Annotated in this window: 17 protein-coding genes; 4 read left to right on the top strand and 13 right to left on the bottom strand. The window is 55.8% G+C overall.

Annotated elements, in window-relative coordinates; genetic code table 11:
• The first annotated feature begins 45 nt into the window (after window positions 1–45).
• The 3 genes from BLR00_RS13850 (at window position 46) to BLR00_RS13840 (ending at window position 3,164) form a co-directional block, all read left to right on the top strand.
• Window positions 46–858, top strand: coding sequence for a methane monooxygenase/ammonia monooxygenase subunit C (locus BLR00_RS13850; RefSeq protein ID WP_074630672.1), 813 nt, complete (start codon window positions 46–48; stop codon window positions 856–858).
• Window positions 859–1,092: 234 nt separating this feature from the next.
• Window positions 1,093–1,917 carry a methane monooxygenase/ammonia monooxygenase subunit A gene (locus BLR00_RS13845; protein ID WP_074630673.1) on the top strand — a complete coding sequence of 275 codons (825 nt, stop codon included), beginning with the start codon at window positions 1,093–1,095 and terminating at the stop codon, window positions 1,915–1,917.
• Window positions 1,917–3,164, top strand: coding sequence for a methane monooxygenase/ammonia monooxygenase subunit B (locus BLR00_RS13840; RefSeq protein WP_074630674.1), 1,248 nt, complete (start codon window positions 1,917–1,919; stop codon window positions 3,162–3,164). The genes BLR00_RS13845 and BLR00_RS13840 overlap by 1 nt, the downstream gene beginning before the upstream one ends.
• Window positions 3,165–3,411: 247 nt before the next feature.
• Here BLR00_RS13840 and pdxR read toward each other — a convergent pair whose 3' ends face one another.
• The 6 genes from pdxR to BLR00_RS13810 form a co-directional block, all read right to left on the bottom strand.
• On the bottom strand, window positions 3,412–4,896 hold the full coding sequence (gene pdxR, locus BLR00_RS13835) for a MocR-like pyridoxine biosynthesis transcription factor PdxR (protein ID WP_074634329.1): 1,485 nt from the start codon (window positions 4,894–4,896) through the stop codon (window positions 3,412–3,414).
• Window positions 4,897–5,060: 164 nt separating this feature from the next.
• Window positions 5,061–5,666 carry a NapC/NirT family cytochrome c gene (locus BLR00_RS13830; protein WP_074630781.1) on the bottom strand — a complete coding sequence of 202 codons (606 nt, stop codon included), beginning with the start codon at window positions 5,664–5,666 and terminating at the stop codon, window positions 5,061–5,063.
• Window positions 5,666–6,373: a cytochrome c-550 CycA gene (gene cycA, locus BLR00_RS13825; protein ID WP_074630780.1), complete on the bottom strand. Its 708-nt coding sequence runs from the start codon at window positions 6,371–6,373 to the stop codon at window positions 5,666–5,668. Before cycA ends, BLR00_RS13830 begins: the two co-directional genes overlap by 1 nt.
• A gap of 172 nt (window positions 6,374–6,545) precedes the next feature.
• Window positions 6,546–7,742 carry a hydroxylamine oxidation protein HaoB gene (gene haoB, locus BLR00_RS13820; protein ID WP_074630779.1) on the bottom strand — a complete coding sequence of 399 codons (1,197 nt, stop codon included), beginning with the start codon at window positions 7,740–7,742 and terminating at the stop codon, window positions 6,546–6,548.
• Window positions 7,739–9,448 (bottom strand): multiheme c-type cytochrome, encoded by a 1,710-nt coding sequence (locus BLR00_RS13815; protein ID WP_074630778.1) that lies wholly within the window; start codon window positions 9,446–9,448, stop codon window positions 7,739–7,741. Before BLR00_RS13815 ends, haoB begins: the two co-directional genes overlap by 4 nt.
• Window positions 9,449–9,729: 281 nt before the next feature.
• Entirely contained in the window at window positions 9,730–10,479 is a 750-nt protein-coding gene (locus tag BLR00_RS13810) for a Nif3-like dinuclear metal center hexameric protein (RefSeq protein WP_074633710.1), read from the bottom strand.
• 57 nt (window positions 10,480–10,536) lie between these two features.
• Here BLR00_RS13810 and BLR00_RS13805 point away from each other — a divergent pair, with 57 nt between their 5' ends.
• The gene (locus BLR00_RS13805; RefSeq protein WP_074633707.1) at window positions 10,537–11,724 is read left to right on the top strand and encodes a S1C family serine protease; all 1,188 of its coding nucleotides are present in this window, start codon (window positions 10,537–10,539) and stop codon (window positions 11,722–11,724) included.
• A 58-nt stretch (window positions 11,725–11,782) separates the two neighbouring features.
• Here BLR00_RS13805 and tatC read toward each other — a convergent pair whose 3' ends face one another.
• The 7 genes from tatC to hisF all read right to left on the bottom strand — a co-directional run bounded on the left by tatC (window position 11,783) and on the right by hisF (window position 15,619).
• Window positions 11,783–12,583, bottom strand: coding sequence for a twin-arginine translocase subunit TatC (gene tatC, locus BLR00_RS13800; protein WP_074633704.1), 801 nt, complete (start codon window positions 12,581–12,583; stop codon window positions 11,783–11,785).
• Window positions 12,584–12,974: 391 nt separating this feature from the next.
• A complete protein-coding gene (tatB, locus tag BLR00_RS13795) occupies window positions 12,975–13,406 on the bottom strand; it encodes a Sec-independent protein translocase protein TatB (RefSeq protein WP_074633701.1) in 432 nt (143 codons plus the stop codon).
• Between the two features lie 90 nt (window positions 13,407–13,496).
• The gene (gene tatA, locus BLR00_RS13790) at window positions 13,497–13,724 is read right to left on the bottom strand and encodes a Sec-independent protein translocase subunit TatA (RefSeq protein ID WP_074633698.1); all 228 of its coding nucleotides are present in this window, start codon (window positions 13,722–13,724) and stop codon (window positions 13,497–13,499) included.
• Window positions 13,725–13,735: 11 nt separating this feature from the next.
• A complete protein-coding gene (locus tag BLR00_RS13785; RefSeq protein WP_074633695.1) occupies window positions 13,736–14,089 on the bottom strand; it encodes a histidine triad nucleotide-binding protein in 354 nt (117 codons plus the stop codon).
• A gap of 2 nt (window positions 14,090–14,091) precedes the next feature.
• Window positions 14,092–14,418 carry a phosphoribosyl-ATP diphosphatase gene (locus BLR00_RS13780; RefSeq protein ID WP_074633692.1) on the bottom strand — a complete coding sequence of 109 codons (327 nt, stop codon included), beginning with the start codon at window positions 14,416–14,418 and terminating at the stop codon, window positions 14,092–14,094.
• Window positions 14,415–14,804 (bottom strand): phosphoribosyl-AMP cyclohydrolase, encoded by a 390-nt coding sequence (hisI, locus tag BLR00_RS13775; RefSeq protein ID WP_074633689.1) that lies wholly within the window; start codon window positions 14,802–14,804, stop codon window positions 14,415–14,417. Before hisI ends, BLR00_RS13780 begins: the two co-directional genes overlap by 4 nt.
• A 38-nt stretch (window positions 14,805–14,842) precedes the next feature.
• Complete coding sequence (gene hisF / locus BLR00_RS13770) at window positions 14,843–15,619, bottom strand: imidazole glycerol phosphate synthase subunit HisF (protein WP_074633686.1); 777 nt, start codon at window positions 15,617–15,619, stop codon at window positions 14,843–14,845.
• Between the last annotated feature and the right edge of the window lie 81 nt (window positions 15,620–15,700).

Here is a 15,700-nt window from a genome sequence, read left to right as displayed (position 1 = left end):
AGAGCAGCAGCGGGTACTTGATTAACGTAAGAGGAGATAAAAGAAATGGCAACAACACTGGGAACATCAGGCAGCCATGCGGGGTCGAGCGGACGCGACTACGACATGTCGCTGTGGTACGACTCAAGGTGGTACAAATTTGGGCTGATCACCATGCTGGGAGTAGCGATATTCTGGATCTGGTTTCAGCGGACGTTTGCCTACTCGCACGGCATGGACTCGATGGAGCCGGAATTCGAGAAGGTATGGATGGGACTGTGGCGGGTGCACATGATCGTCATGCCGATCTTTGCGCTGGTCACCTGGGGCTGGATCTGGAAGACACGCGACACCAACCTGGACAACCTGGACCCCAAGCTGGAAGTCAAGCGTTACTTCTACTGGATGATGTGGCTGGGCGTATACCTGTTTGGCGTGTACTGGGGCGGCAGCTTCTTCACCGAGCAAGACGCCTCCTGGCACCAGGTCATCATCCGCGACACCAGCTTCACCCCGAGCCATGTGGTAGTGTTCTATGGTTCCTTCCCGATGTACATCGTCTGTGGCGTGGCCAGCTACCTGTATGCCATGACGCGTCTGCCGCTGTACGCCCGTGGGACCTCGTTCCCGCTGGTGATGGCCATTGCCGGCCCGCTCATGATCCTGCCGAACGTAGGCCTGAACGAATGGGGCCATGCCTTCTGGTTCATGGAAGAACTATTTAGCGCACCGCTGCACTGGGGCTTTGTGATACTGGGCTGGTCGGGCCTGTTTGCCGGCGGCATCGCGGCACAGATCATCACCCGCTACTCCAACCTGACCGACGTCATCTGGAACGGACAGAGCAAAGTCATCCTCAACAACCGGATCGTCCCGTAAGCGGCAGATCCTGACAGACCTGGCCGGGCGGCCGCCCGCTCCCGCAACACCGGAGAGCGGGGGGCAGCACCGGCCAAACACCTTCGAACCTGCGGCGAAGACCGGAAAAGGCACCCGGAAGACAGAAGGCGGATCACAAACAGCGTGCCACGGCACTCGAGTGGCACCAGGATTGAGCAGCAGCGGCACCCATTTTTCACGTTAAAGATCGTACATATTTGAGGGGAGGGCACGATGAGCAGAACAGACGAAATATTAAAGGCGGCCAAGATGCCGCCGGAAGCGGTAAAGATGTCGAGGATGATAGACGCAGTCTATTTCCCGATTTTATGCATACTGCTGGTAGGCACCTACCACATGCACTTCATGCTGCTGGCAGGCGACTGGGACTTCTGGCTTGACTGGAAAGACCGCCAATGGTGGCCGGTGGTCACCCCGATCGTGGGCATCACCTACTGCGCCACCATCATGTACTACCTGTGGGTCAACTACCGCCTGCCGTTTGGCGCGACACTGTGTATCGTGTGCCTGCTGACCGGCGAATGGCTGACCCGCTTCTGGGGCTTCTACTGGTGGTCGCACTACCCGATCAACTTCGTACTGCCCTCCACCATGATACCGGGCGCTTTGGTCATGGACACCGTCATGCTGCTCACCCGCAACTGGATGATCACGGCACTGGTCGGCGGCGGCGCGTTTGGACTCTTGTTCTACCCGGGCAACTGGCCGATATTCGGACCGACGCACCTGCCGCTGGTAGCCGAAGGCGTTCTCCTGTCCCTGGCTGACTACACCGGCTTCCTGTATGTCCGCACGGGCACCCCGGAATACGTACGGCTGATCGAACAAGGCTCACTACGCACCTTTGGTGGCCACACCACCGTGATTGCGGCCTTCTTCTCCGCGTTCGTCTCCATGCTCATGTTCTGCGTCTGGTGGTACTTTGGCAAACTCTACTGCACCGCGTTCTACTACGTCAAAGGTCCTCGCGGCCGGGTCACCATGAAAAACGACGTTACCGCCTATGGCGAAGAAGGGTTTCCGGAGGGGATCAAATAATGAACGCAAAAAACCTGTTCAAACTAGGGGTCGTTGGCCTCTACGGCATGGCCACACTGGCGCTGAGCACGCTTGACATCTCGCCGGCGGCAGCGCATGGCGAACGCTCGCAAGAACCGTTCCTGCGCATGCGTACCATCCAATGGTACGACATGAAATGGGGCCCTGACACCACCAAAGTCAACGACTTTGCCACCATGACCGGCAAATTCCACCTGGCCGAAGACTGGCCGCGTGCGGTGGGCAAACCGGGACGCGCGTTCTTCAACGTTGGCAGCCCCAGCCCGGTGTTCGTACGGCTCTCCACCAAGCTGAACGGCGAACCGACCTACATCTCGGGCCCGCTGGAAATTGGCCGCGACTACGCCTTTGAAGTCAAGCTGAAAGCCCGCATCCCGGGTCGCCATCACATGCACGCCATGGTCAACATCAAGGACGCAGGCCCGATTGCCGGCCCTGCCGCCTGGATGAACATCACCGGCAGCTGGGATGACTTCACCAACCCGGTCAAACTGCTGACGGGCGAGACCATCGACACCGAGACCTTCAACTACAACAACGGCGTCTTCTGGCACCTGCTGTGGCTGGGCCTGGGCATCTTCTGGATTGGCTACTACGTTGCGCGGCCCATGTTCTTACCGCGTAGCCGGGTACTGCTGGCCTATGGAGACGAACTGCTGCTGGACCCGATGGACAAAAAGGTTGCCTGGATCGTATTGATCGCCACCTTCGGCATCGTCTGGGGCGGCTACCGCTATACGGAAACCAAACACCCGTACACGGTGCCTATTCAAGCGGGCGAATCGAAAGTGCAACCGATGCCGGTGAAACCCAACCCCATCGCGATCAAAGTGACCCACGCCAACTATGACGTACCGGGCCGGGCGCTGCGCGTGACCATGAACATCACCAACAGTGGCGACACCGCTTATCGCATAGGCGAATTCACCACCGCGGGTGTACGTTTCATCAACAAGGTGGGCCTCAAGCACCTGGACCGCAACTACCCGAAAGAACTGGTAGCCACGGGCCTGTCGATGGACAACGACGCGCCGATCCAGCCTGGCGAGACGCGTGAAGTCAAGATGGAAGCCAAGGACGCGCTGTGGGAAGTGCAGCGGCTGATGGCGCTGCTGGGAGATCCGGAAAGCCGTTTTGGCGGATTGCTGATGACATGGAGCGATGCAGGTGATCGCAACATCAACAGCATCGCCGGCGCAGTGATACCGGTCTTCACCAAGCTCTAAGCAACCAAAGCATGACAACCGGCCCGCCGTCGTTAGACGGCGGGCCGGTTTTTTTAATGTGCGTTTGTCGACCAGCCATACGCGCAGAAGGGAATTGGAATCTCCTCATCTTTTTATTCATTTGGCCGCTTGAGCGGTTACCGGTTTACTGAAGCATGCCTGTTGAGAATTGGCCCGCAATTGCGGGCCAATTCTCAACAGAGTGGTTCCAAGGATTTATTAAAGCGGAATGCGAGAATTGCAGGTATCACTCATTGACTGTTGGCAGACCTGCAAATGCATCAGCAATTCGCCGAATACCTGCCCTGATCTGGTATTCGTTAAGAGATGAGAAGCCAAGTATCAGTGTACGAGCGCTGTAGTCACATTTTCCATAGTCATAGGCGGTGCCGGGCCCAATGGCATAAATACCTACCCCATGACGGAGCGCAAGTGCTTGGAGTTGAGGGGCATCAGGATAATTCTTTGGTAGATGCCATGCCAGATGGAGGCCGCTTTCCAGTCCGGAAAGTTGGACCGTACCAAAATGCTGTCGCAGGGCTTCGATGAGGCAATCACGACGCTTGCAATAAACGTGACGCATCCGCCTCAGGTGATTGCCATAGGCGCCGCTTCGGATGAATTCAGCCATCGTTGCCTGGTCGAGCCACGCATGTCCGTTGTTCAGTAGCGCCTTGGCCGAGCGCGCCGCATGTATCAACGCCTTAGGTACCACCAAGTAACCCAGGCGCAACCCCGCGCCCATGGATTTGGAAAAAGTCCCCAGATACATGACGCAACCATAGTCATCGAGACCCATAAGCGCCGTTAAAGGGGAGCCACGATATCGAAAATCCGAGTCGTAGTCATCCTCAATAATGTATGCCCCGCAACGCCGAGCCCAGTCAAGCAGTTTCAAGCGGCGCTCAATCGGCAATGTAAAGCCGAGCGGATACTGATGCGACGGGGTAACATACAGAAGCATTACGCCCTCTTTCGGCAATCGCTCTACATCCAATCCAGCTTCATCTACGGGCACGGGAACTAATTTCGCATAGTAGCTCTGGAAAAGAAGTGCAGCTCCCTCATAGCAGGGATTCTCCGTGGCAACCAATGTCCCATCCTTGATCAAGAGACGAGCCGCCAGGTTCAATCCCTCCTGAGAGCCGGCAGTAATAATGACCTGGTCAGATGAGACGCTAATTCCACGCGCTATTCCAAGATGATCCGCGACGACTTCCCGTAATTGGAGCAACCCACCCGGATCACCGCATTCGGTAAAATGGGTACTGGACGAGGTCAGTGTCCTGTTGATAAAGCGACGCCATATCTTTTGGGGGAATAAATCAAGATCGGTACGATCCGGAAAAAAATCAAAGTCCAGATGTCGAGTATCGTTTCCCACCCGCCGCTGTCCGGTAAAGGGAATTATGGGCTGCCTTACCACCTCCCCTTGAACAGGAATTGAGGTGGCAATTCTGCGGGTTGCAGCGAGACAGGTTTCAGGCAGTTCGAGGTTTACGTACGTTCCAATCGCTTTTCGGGCCTGAAGATAGCCTTCAGCCATTAGACGATCATAGACAAGGAGGACGGTATTTCGGGAAGTACCCAGTTGCTCGGCAAGCACACGGCTGGCGGGTATAGGAGTGCCAGGTTTTAGTTTCCCGCCGAGAATCAGATGGCGTAATTGTTCAAAAATCTGCCCTTGCAGCGACTGCGGGCTGCTGTGATCAAGTACAATGGGAATTGCCATATTTTTTTCTGCCGGCACGCCTGTACGCTGTATCGTATCTTTATAATCCGATATGGAGGGAATGCCGATCTCTTTCCGCGTGCTGACATGATCAGCAACATAGGATAGGGGAGGTACTAACTAAAATATGCTCCTTCCCCGGAAACCAGCGAATTCCCAGATAATCATCCCTCCTCTTCTTCCTCCTCCTCGTCGTCCTTATCCTTCTTTTCAGGCTTGAGGACCATTTTGCCTTCCTTGCGGCTGGCATTGAGGTCGGTCTCGGCGACTTCCTTGTGCACCAGGTTCTGATGGCAGTCGATACAGGTGGCCCCTTCGGTCTCCATCTTCTTGTGCGCGGCCTTGGCATCAGCCCCCGGCGGCTGCGGGTTCTTGTGGCATTCGCGGCAGGTGTTGCTGTCCCACTTCTTCAGGTTCATGCGCGCATCGTGCGCCATGATCAGCCTGCGCTCGTTGAATTTCTCCAGCGTGGAGTAGTCGTTGGCAAATTCCAGGTACAGTTCGCGCGCCCCATCCACCACGTGCGTCGCCACCGCCAGGTGGAAGTTCTTGAAGCCCTGCGGGATGTGGCAATCCTTGCAGCCCGGGTTGGCGCCCAGGGCGCCATAGTGCGAGGAGGTCTTGAGCTCCTCCGCCGGATAGGACATGGAGTGACAGCTGGTGCAGAATTCGGTGGTGGAGACGGCGGCCTCGCCGCCGAATACCACCGCTACCATGACTACCCCCAGCAAGGCACCCGTGAGCAGGGTGCCGCCCGCGCGTATTCCCATCAGTCCTCCGAGCCTTTCTCGCCGACCTTGGCCGTGGACTGGAAGTCGTCATGGAACTTGAACTTCGGATCGCCTTCGAAGGTGCCGTCCAGTTTGTAGTGCTCGTGCATGGCTTTGACGTCCTTGACGTATTTGTCGAAGTTGAAGGTGTATTTCTTGTCCACTTGCGGGGTGAACGGGGTGTAGGGCTTCTTGGTACCCTTCCAGCCCGAGCCTTCATAGTTCAGGTGGCAGGCGTTGCAGGATTCTTCAAAGGCGAAGTCCTGTCCCGCTTCCGCCAGGGTCGAACGCGGCGCGGTCTTCTTCGATTTCTCGTAGGCCGCTCCCGCCTTGCGGTGGATGCCGCGATACTTGGCGCCCGGGCCGTGGCAGGATTCGCAGCCGACGCCGCTGGTGAATTTGCTGGGGTCCTCAACCGTGTAGCCGCCTTCCTTGCCCCAGCCGTCGACGTGACAGCCTACGCAGTCCTTGTCCTTGGTGTAGTCCTTCTTGGGGTCGAGCTTGGCCTTTTTCTTGGCCTCAGCCTTGGTGTTGGGCTTGAGCGAGTCCATGGCCTTGGCGTGCGCCGTCTGGCTCCATGATTCGGCCTGGCTCTTGTGACAGGAACTGCACTTCTTGCGGCCTTCAAATGATTGTGCGGAGGCGCTGCCGGATAGCAGCGCAAACATGGCGGCAGCGGCGAGGGCAAGTGTCAGGGAATGGCGCATGGTCTTCTCCTTCGGGCAAATATATCCGTTGATCGTTGTTATATGTATAAAACCCAATTATGCCGGTACTGTATCGCTGGTTGCGCTAAACGGGTAGCACCAGTACCATCACTCTTTGTGGTACCACTGGTACCGCCGCGCGTGCGCCCTCGGTCAACCAGCCTGGCCCGCCTCAGGAGGCGGGGGCGGGAGCGGCCGGGGCGGGAGCGGCCGGGGCGGGGGCGGTGTCAGAGTGGGGAGCGGTGTGGGCGCCGGCGGCGTCAGCGGGGGCGGGAGTGGAGGGTGCCGCCGCGGCGTCCGCGGCGGAGGGGATTTTGTAGACCCAGTAGCCGCCCTGCTGGTAGATGAGTTGCAGGACGGTCAGGTCCAGCGGCATGGAGTTGGTGAAGGGCAGCATCTGCGCCAGGAGGCTGTGGCTGCTTTTTTCGTCGCGCAGGAAGTAGCCGCGCACCATGCTGTCGGAGAGGGATTGCAGGGTGTAGGTGGCGAAGTTGTTTTCCTGCATCCATTTCTTGAGGTAGCCGATCATGCCGTGCATGTTGCCTTCCATGGGGAAGTGCTTGTAGGTGATGTCGAATTGCTCGGGGCGCATCAGTCCCAGTTTATAGAGGTCGGTGACGTGGATGACGATGTAGGCTTCCGAGGGGGCCTGGTCCGGGGTCTTGCCCGCGCTGTCCTGCAGGCCGGCCAGTTGGCGCAGGAGGGCGGCGCCCTTGACGGGCTCGGCGATGAGGGCGTCGACGAAGTGCTGGAAGTTACGCTGTTCGTCAGCCGAGGCCGGGGCGCCCCAGAATTGGTCTTCGTAGTGACGGACGGCGTCGCTGTAGGCCTGCCAGGGCAAGGGGAGGATGAGGGGTTCGCCCAGGTGCCGGGTAAACAGGGTGTCGCGCCCGGCCAGCAGTTTGATCTGGCGCGAGGTGTCCCACCACGCCAGGATGCGCGCGTCCTTGGCCGCATACTTGTCGATGGCGGCAGCCAGCGCGGTCAGTTCATTGAGTTTGCTGTCGAGGGAGATGAGCAGTTCGCTGCTGCGGTTCTCCCAGCTGATGAGGATGGGCGGGGTCGCACCGCGCCGGGCGGTGGTGGCCAGGGCGATGGGATCGTTCACGCCGTCGGCGTGGATTTCATATTGGGCGACGGTGAGGTCCGGCCAGGCATCGAGGCCCAGCGGGCCAAATTGGGTGCTAGCTCCTTCCTTGACCAGGGTGTAGCGGTAGGGTGCGGGCGCCGGGTTGAACCAGAGCCAGGCAAACCAGATGAGTAAAAGTAAACCTCCCGTCACCAGGAGGATGCCCAGTGACGGGAGGAGTTTAGTTCCCAGCCCTCCCCGTGCTGCGGGGGAGGGGGTTGTGGCGGAGGAGGCGGTCAATGCCCGCTTTTCTCGCGCCGGCGCCAGCCAGCCAGCGCGAGGGTGCCGGCCAGCAGCATGCCGCCGCCCAGACCGCCCAGCGAGAGCTTGTCGTCCTTGCTGTCAAGATCCAGCAGGCTGGTGCGTTTCGATTCCATTTTGGCTACCCGTGCCTGCAGTGCCGCCATTTCGCGTATCTTGGTGTTTTCGTCCATGATTTCGACGTAGGCGCGGTTCATCGGTCCCCAGCCTTCGGTGTAGGTCCAGCCGCCCGGGTTGACGTGGGCCAGGCCGACGTGCAGTTTGGGCAGGTCGTTTTCTCCCATTTCCAGCGCTTTCAGTTCGATCGCCGCGGGGTTGTTGTCCTTGGACCAGTAGAGCTGGGTGAAGCCGGCGAACATTTCCTTATCCGGTGCCATCGGCGCCGGACGGTTGGTCTTCTGCCCGGTGAGCAGGCCATCCTTGTAGAGTTGCTCGGCGACGTTGTGCGCTTCCTTGAATTTGGCCAGGCCGTGCAGGGTGCCTTTGTCCATGAATTCCAGGTAGGAGCGGGCAAAACGCTCGGAGTGGCAGGAGGTGCAGGTCTTGACCCAGGAGTCCAGGCGCGCTTCCGACCATTCGCTGTTGATGTTCTCGGCGATGCCAGGTACGGCAGGGTAGTTGGCCCAGCGTATCTTGCGGGTGACGTTGTGGCTGTATTTGCCTTCATATTCGAAGTGGCAGCCCGCGCAGGTCGGGGCGGTCTGGCCGCCCTTGGAGTAGGCGTCCTTGAGTGAGACTTCCCAGTTCCATTTGTCGCCCATCATGGTGACGATCTTGCCGTGCTTACTCATGGAGTAAGCTTCCCAGTTGTTGTGGTCAACCCCGCTGTGGCAGGTGGCGCACGCTTCGGGCTTGCGCGATTCGGCCGCGGAGAATTCGTGACGGGTGTGGCAGGAGTCGCATTTGTTCTGGTTGGTGTGGCACATGCTGCAGCCTTCAGCGATCTCGCGCTGCGGCATGGCGGCAAATACCGCAACTTCTACGTTGGCTTTCCAGTCCAGCGCGTGCGAGGGCCGTCCCGACGGCCATTGCTTGTTCGGCCAGATCATGGTGTCGCGCTCGGATTCGCGTTCGGCAAATTCCTGCAGGTGGCAGGTGCCGCAGACGTCAGCCGTGGGCATGCGCAGCTCAGTCATGTGGTCGGCTTTTTTCTTGGTGTTGATGTCGACGTGACAGTCAATACAGCCCACTTCCTTCAGCTTCTCGGTCGCGCCCAGCCGTCCCATGGAGCGCAGGTTCTTCTCCACGTCTTCCAGCTTGGCTTTCTTGTAGTAGATCGGGCTGTCCGGCTTGAGGTTGCGCACTTTGTCCAGGTTGGCATGCGTGCTCTTCTTCCACGCATTCACCCACACCGGCGATTCGTCCGTGTGACACTTGACGCATTCCTGGCGCTCCGCCACTTCCTTCATCGAGGTCGGTGGCTTGTAGAATGAGGCCGGGTCCATGTACATGCTGTACGGTACCGGTTCCCAGTACTGCGCCAACGTCCCACGTCCCGCCCCTTGTGCCGGGTCCTTGTAGCGCTTGGTCACCGCTTCATGCAGTTCCTTGGGCGTGGCCGTTTGTTCCAGGTTCAGCGCTTTGTACATCTCCTTCGGGACGCTGGGAAAGTTCGCCCATGAAGACGCCGCCAGCAGCGCCCCGCATGTCAGCGTTATGAGCCTCAGCCCAAGCTTGACAACCATCTCTCTTCTCCTTATCCGTATTAATTGTTTTTTTGATGCTACTATCGTTTGGACCGCGGTATTAACCTGATCCGTCTAGACTATTCCGCCATCAGACAAAAAGGTCTACCCTGATTTCCATAATGACCCTGATTATAACCCAAGATTTCTGTTTAGCCTAACCCGGGAGCCATGGTGTGTCAAGAAAACGGCATGCAGAAATCGAGCGATAACATCATTCGGCGACGCGCATAATTAGAGGTTATGGATAGGAGCCTGCATAGTATTCAGAGCGCCATGTTTTACACCGGACTGTCTATATCAATGAATTGATGCGAAACGCCAAACTTCCGGGATATCAGCTCCCCCAATTCCTGTACGCCGTAACGCTCGGTGGCATGATGCCCCGCGGCAATAAATGCCACGCCGGATTCGCGTGCGGCATGCACGTTCCGCTCGGAAATTTCTCCTGTAAGAAACGCGTCCACTCCCAGACGGATGGCTTCATCGAAATAATCCTGGGCGCCACCCGTGCACCAGGCGACACGTTGTATCCATTTTGCATCATCCCCGATTACCAGAGGTTTTCGAGACAGGGTAGATTCGATATTGAGCCGCAGTTCTTGCAGGGTGGATGCTCCTGACAACAAATTACCTTGCATGGCGATATTTTGCTCGCCGAAACGGCCGGTTTCGACGAAACCCATTCTGCGGGCGAGCTGGGTGTTGTTGCCGAATTCCGGGTTCGCATCCAGCGGCAGATGATATGCGAGCAGGCTGATATGGTGCGCCATCAGCAGCGCAATACGGCGATGTTTCATCCCGATCAGGCATTGATCCTCACCGCGCCAGAAATAACCGTGATGTACCAGCACCGCGTCGGCTCCGGCTGCTACAGCCGCTTGCAGGAGATCGAACGAGGCCGTTACACCGCTGACCAGCTTGCGTACTTCACTTCGGCCTTCCACTTGCAGTCCATTTGGGCAATAATCGCGAAAACGGGCAACATCCAGAAGTTGGTTCAAATAGGTTTCGAGCTCATCCAATTGCATTGATATTTCCTGGTCTTTATCCCATTTATCCTGATCTCAGAATCCGCACCCTAAAAAATGCTCAAACTCTGGTTGATTTTCGCACAAACGGCAACGATAGTCCTTGCGGCGTTGTTCGTCGTTTCTACCTTGCGGCCCGAACTCTTGCCATGGAGTCAGCAGCGTGGCGCCACGATAACCATCAAGGAGGCCGCTTCCGATGGGGTACCCAGGGAAGGATCCAAATTCAGCAGTTTCAGCGAGGCCGCCCAAATCGCCATGCCTTCAGTAGTGAATGTTTTTACCAGCAAGGAGATTAAGGTATCTCCTCATCCACTGATGGAAGATCCCAGGTTCCGGCGCTTCTTTGGTGATCGCTTCGAGTCCCAAAGCCGGCGTGCATCAAGTCTCGGCTCCGGTGTAATAGTCAGTCCTGAAGGCTATATTCTTACCAATCATCATGTCATAGAAGCGGCGGACGAGATCGAGATTGCGCTGGCTGATGGCAGGAAGGCGAAAGCGCGTGTCATCGGCTCGGATCCGGAAACCGACCTTGCTGTCGTAAAGGTGGATATGGAAGCGCTGCCTACGATGACTTTCGGGCACTCCGACCATGCCAAGGTGGGCGATATCGTACTTGCCATCGGTAATCCTTTTGGCGTGGGGCAGACGGTGACCATGGGTATCATCAGCGCGCTGGGGCGATCTCATCTGGGCATCAACACCTTTGAAAATTTCATCCAGACCGATGCCGCTATCAATCCCGGGAATTCAGGTGGTGCGCTGGTGGATACCGCAGGCAACCTGATCGGTATCAATACCGCGATTGTCTCCCGCACGGGTGGATCACTCGGTATAGGCTTTGCCATTACAACCAAGGTGGCCAGGCAAATAATGGAACAGATCATTCAGACGGGCGGCGTAACACGAGGCTGGATCGGTGTGGAGGTACAAGATTTGACACCGGAATTGGCGGAGTCATTCAAGCGCCCCAACACCAATGGCGCGTTAATCGCGGGGGTTCTCAAGAATGGGCCCGCGGATCAGGCTGGGGTGAAGCCTGGAGATATACTTGTGGCGGTGGATGGCAAAGCGGTCACTGATTCATCCGTAATGCTCGATCTGATCGCGGCATTGCCACCAGGAAAAACTGCCAATATTGCGGTAATGCGCAACCAGACGGAGAAGTCTCTCAAGATTAGCGTTGGTAAGCGGCCCAAGCCGATGCCCCAGGATCAGTATCAGGACCCGGATGGGATGGAATAAATCTTGTGAAATATTCGACTGATTAATAAAAAAGATGTTCGTGCATGAATTGCGGGATTCAACCGTTTTTCTCTTCCTGGTTTTCCCCCTGGGCTTTCATGCTGTCTGATTGGTCATTCGGGTGATAGATTAATGCCGACCCTGAAGCCGGATGGGTAACGAAACCTGCTACCAGTATGCCCAGTTCGTAGAGTAGATAAAGCGGTACGGCCAGCATAAATTGAGAAACCACGTCGGGCGGCGTGAATATCGCGCCGACCACGAATGCGCCAACAAGAACATACCGCCGTACCTCTTTTAGCTTCTCGATTGAAACGATTCCCATGCGGACCAGTATCACCACAAATATCGGTACTTCGAACGTTATACCGAAGGCAATGAACATCGTTAGAACAAAGTCGAGATACTTGCCGATATCAGTCATCACCGCCACACCTTGTGGTGCGAAATGGGTGATGAATTCAAATACCAGGGGCAGGGCCGCAAAGTAAGCAAATGCCATACCGCAAATAAACAGAAAACTGCTGACAAACACCAGTGGCAATACCAGTTTTTTTTCGTGAGAATACAATCCCGGCGCAACAAATGCCCACACCTGATAGAGCGTATGAGGCAGAGTTATAATAAAAGCCGCCATCATGGCAACCTTCATTGGCACAAAAAAAGGTGTGACAACTTCGGTGGCGATCATCTGCCCGCCTTGTGGAAGTTTTTCCAGCAAAGGCTGCGCCAGCAACGAGTAGAGTTCCCGTGCGTAATAGGCGCAGGGTAAAAAACCGAGTATCAATCCGCCGAATATGCGCAGCAGCCTGGCGCGCAATTCCACAAGATGCGAAATAAATGTTTCGTCGACATTCATGCTGTGCGGTGAAAAGGGGTGGGTAGAATAACTGTCCTGGTAGCCTGTTGGACTGAGGGAAATCGGCTGGGAAAGCCAGTTGTAAGAGCTCTGGCCGTTCCATATTTTGCTGTTTTTTCAGCCAATAAGAACAATTATTGGCTTCAAAATCTATCCTCGCCCAGCCATCTTTGCTTCGATTCGTTAAGTCCCACAGACCGCTAGTATACCGTCCCGGCTCAGCCGGGTATGTGTATTTGCCGCGCTGGTTAATAAAGATTCTCTGAACAGGTCTTCGGGATTGCCGAAGGAACACAACAATGGCTTTGGGGGATGGTCTTTCTTTTCAGGCGTCTTGCGAAGGGAGCCAACCATTTGCCCCGTCGCCTTTTTGATTTCTCACGCTGATTGCCTAACGGTGCGTCTCTATTCCAGTCGTATCATTCGAATCCGGCTTTGATCCGCCTGGCGGTTGAATGGAGTTGCCTGGAGCTGCGGGAGGGTCGAATGAGGAAGCAGTCTTCTCCATATTCTCGGCGGGTAGTACGGGATCTGTTGCAGTGACGGATTTTGTGCCCGCCGCGATGTCCTGAAACTGGTTTATTTCTGTTCGTACCGTATTCTCAATGGAGCGGGCAGCCTCCTGTACCGAAGTTTTAAATTTCTTCAGTTCTTCCAATTCCATTTCTTGCTGAATGTCGTTCTTGACGTTATTGACATAACGCTGAGCCCGCCCGAACAGATGTCCCAAAGTACGCGCCACCTGGGGCAGTCTTTCCGGGCCGAGGACGACCAGTGCCACAACGGCTATAACAAGAATCTCTGTGAAACTGATATCGAACATTTTTTGTGAGAATCACCGGTGAGACATAGCAGGCAGCGATTAAACACCTATCCGGTCATGCTCGATCCCTTTGCTTTTGCTGATCACGTGTCACAGTTTTGTTTGCGTCTTGTCCTTGATCTCGCCTTCAATGGTTTGCCCGCCGGCTTGCTGGGGTGGTGGCGATATTTCCTCTCCGTCAGCATTTTTCATTCCTTCCTTGAAGCCTTTTACGGCGCCGCCCAGATCACTCCCGAGATTGCGAAGTTTCCGGGTGCCGAATACCAGAACAACAATTATCAGAACGACCAGCCAGTGCCAGATACTGAATGATCCCATCATTTACTCCTTTATCCCGGGTGAGGAATCATGACAGGCAAGCGATCCCTGCCGCCTATGACGTGAATATGCAAATGGTAAACCTCCTGCCCCCCCACGCGCCCGGTGTTGATTACCGTACGAAAGCCATCGGTGCATCCCTGCTCCTTCGCCAGCCGGGGTATCAGCACCATCATGTCACCCAGTAAATCGCGGTGCTTGTCTTCGACGCTGGCAAGCGAATTGATATGCAATTTGGGAATCAGCATAAAATGTACCGGTGCCGCAGGATGGATGTCGTGAAACGCGAAGACATCGGCATCCTCGTACACTTTCTTACTGGGGATCTCTCCCTGTACGATTTTGCAGAAAATACAGTTTTCCATATTTACCCCATTTTCCGTAACGCTTTTTCATCTATCCCCGAGGTTCCCTCCCGGCGTAGCAATTCATTCAATACATCGTCCGGTCCCAAGCCATGATGAGCCAGCAACACCAGGCAGTGGAACCACAGGTCCGCCGTCTCACGCGCAATATGCTGCTTATCCCCGTCTTTTGAGGCTAACAGAATTTCTACCGCCTCCTCCGCAACTTTTCTGAGGATCTTGTCCTCTCCCTCGTGCAGCAGTCTCGCTACATAAGAAGCCGAGGGGTCGGCGCTCTTACGGGCTTCGATAGTTGCAGCCAGGCGATCAAGAATAGCTGGGTCGGTCATTTCTTATAGATCTCTTCAGGACTTTTAATCACTGGCGAAACTACCACCCACTGACCATTGTCCAGCTTATTGAAAAAGCAATTATGTCTGCCAGTATGACAGGCTATCCCGCCCACTTGTTCCACTGTCAGCAACAGAACATCCTCATCACAATCCAGACGGATTTCCTTCACCTTTTGGACATGCCCTGATTCTTCACCTTTATGCCAGAGTTTCTTACGGGAACGTGACCAATAATGTGCCTCGTTGGTTTGCACAGTGAGTTTCAGCGCCTCGCGATTCATCCATGCGACCATCAGCACCGTATTGCTGCGGGCTTCCTGCGTCACTACCTGCACCAACCCATCCTCGGACCAGTTTACTTTGTTGAGCCAATTGTCTGACATGGATATGCTTGGGAAATTATTGAATTTTCATTCTACCATTACAGCCGTACTTCAATACCGTGCTGCGCCATATACGCTTTGGCCTGGCGCACGGTGTACTCGCCATAGTGGAAAATACTCGCGGCCAGTACGGCATCGGCGTGGCCCTCCAGGACTCCTTCCACCAGATGATGCAGATTACCTACGCCGCCGCTTGCGATCACCGGCACATCCACCGCATCCGAAACCGCCCGAGTAAGCGCCAGATCAAACCCGTCGCGGGTACCATCCTTATTCATGCTGGTGAGCAATATCTCACCCGCACCCAGTAATTGCATTTTTTTCGCCCATTCAATGACATTCAGACCGGTAGCTTTACGTCCTCCGTGGGTGAATACTTCCCACTGTGGGGTATTAGCGTCAATGCCGCTTACCCGTTTGGCATCTATCGCCACTACAATGCACTGGGAGCCATAACGGCCCGCAGCATCCGCCACCAATTGGGGATTCTGCACAGCAGAGGTATTGATACTGACTTTATCGGCTCCGGCATTCAATAGCCTGCGAACATCTTCCACCTGACGAACCCCGCCGCCCACGGTTAACGGAATGAATACCTGGGCCGCGACTTCTTCAATAATATGCAGAATCAAATCTCGATTATCAGAACTGGCGGTGATATCGAGAAAAGTCAGTTCATCTGCTCCCTGCTCGTCGTAACGGCGCGATATCTCGACGGGGTCGCCCGCATCTCTGAGTTCGACAAAATTGACGCCCTTGACTACGCGTCCATTTGTTACGTCAAGGCAGGGGATGATACGTTTGGCAAGACCCATAGTGTGGAATAGACCAAGATACGGAAGGTGCGGTTAAATGGAAGCCAGGATCCTGTCCTGGCCCTACCGTTTTGGCGGTAA

The sequence above is a fragment of the Nitrosospira multiformis genome (assembly GCF_900103165.1).
Taxonomy (GTDB): Bacteria; Pseudomonadota; Gammaproteobacteria; order Burkholderiales; family Nitrosomonadaceae; genus Nitrosospira; species Nitrosospira multiformis_D.
The sequence above is the reverse complement of the archived record's forward strand: the minus strand, read 5'-3'. Positions and strand labels throughout refer to the sequence as shown.

Coding starts and splice junctions, on each gene's coding strand:
- hisF (WP_074633686.1), bottom strand. CDS start 15,619: ATGGGTCTTGCCAAACGTATCATCCCCTGCCTTGACGTAACAAATGGA.
- BLR00_RS13830 (WP_074630781.1), bottom strand. CDS start 5,666: ATGGGAATACGCGCGGGCGGCACCCTGCTCACGGGTGCCTTGCTGGGG.
- tatA (WP_074633698.1), bottom strand. CDS start 13,724: ATGGGATCATTCAGTATCTGGCACTGGCTGGTCGTTCTGATAATTGTT.
- BLR00_RS13845 (WP_074630673.1), top strand. CDS start 1,093: ATGAGCAGAACAGACGAAATATTAAAGGCGGCCAAGATGCCGCCGGAA.
- cycA (WP_074630780.1), bottom strand. CDS start 6,373: ATGCGCCATTCCCTGACACTTGCCCTCGCCGCTGCCGCCATGTTTGCG.
- BLR00_RS13785 (WP_074633695.1), bottom strand. CDS start 14,089: ATGGAAAACTGTATTTTCTGCAAAATCGTACAGGGAGAGATCCCCAGT.
- BLR00_RS13815 (WP_074630778.1), bottom strand. CDS start 9,448: ATGGTTGTCAAGCTTGGGCTGAGGCTCATAACGCTGACATGCGGGGCG.
- tatC (WP_074633704.1), bottom strand. CDS start 12,583: ATGAATGTCGACGAAACATTTATTTCGCATCTTGTGGAATTGCGCGCC.
- BLR00_RS13840 (WP_074630674.1), top strand. CDS start 1,917: ATGAACGCAAAAAACCTGTTCAAACTAGGGGTCGTTGGCCTCTACGGC.
- pdxR (WP_074634329.1), bottom strand. CDS start 4,896: ATGGCAATTCCCATTGTACTTGATCACAGCAGCCCGCAGTCGCTGCAA.
- BLR00_RS13810 (WP_074633710.1), bottom strand. CDS start 10,479: ATGCAATTGGATGAGCTCGAAACCTATTTGAACCAACTTCTGGATGTT.
- BLR00_RS13780 (WP_074633692.1), bottom strand. CDS start 14,418: ATGACCGACCCAGCTATTCTTGATCGCCTGGCTGCAACTATCGAAGCC.
- hisI (WP_074633689.1), bottom strand. CDS start 14,804: ATGTCAGACAATTGGCTCAACAAAGTAAACTGGTCCGAGGATGGGTTG.
- BLR00_RS13805 (WP_074633707.1), top strand. CDS start 10,537: ATGCTCAAACTCTGGTTGATTTTCGCACAAACGGCAACGATAGTCCTT.
- tatB (WP_074633701.1), bottom strand. CDS start 13,406: ATGTTCGATATCAGTTTCACAGAGATTCTTGTTATAGCCGTTGTGGCA.
- BLR00_RS13850 (WP_074630672.1), top strand. CDS start 46: ATGGCAACAACACTGGGAACATCAGGCAGCCATGCGGGGTCGAGCGGA.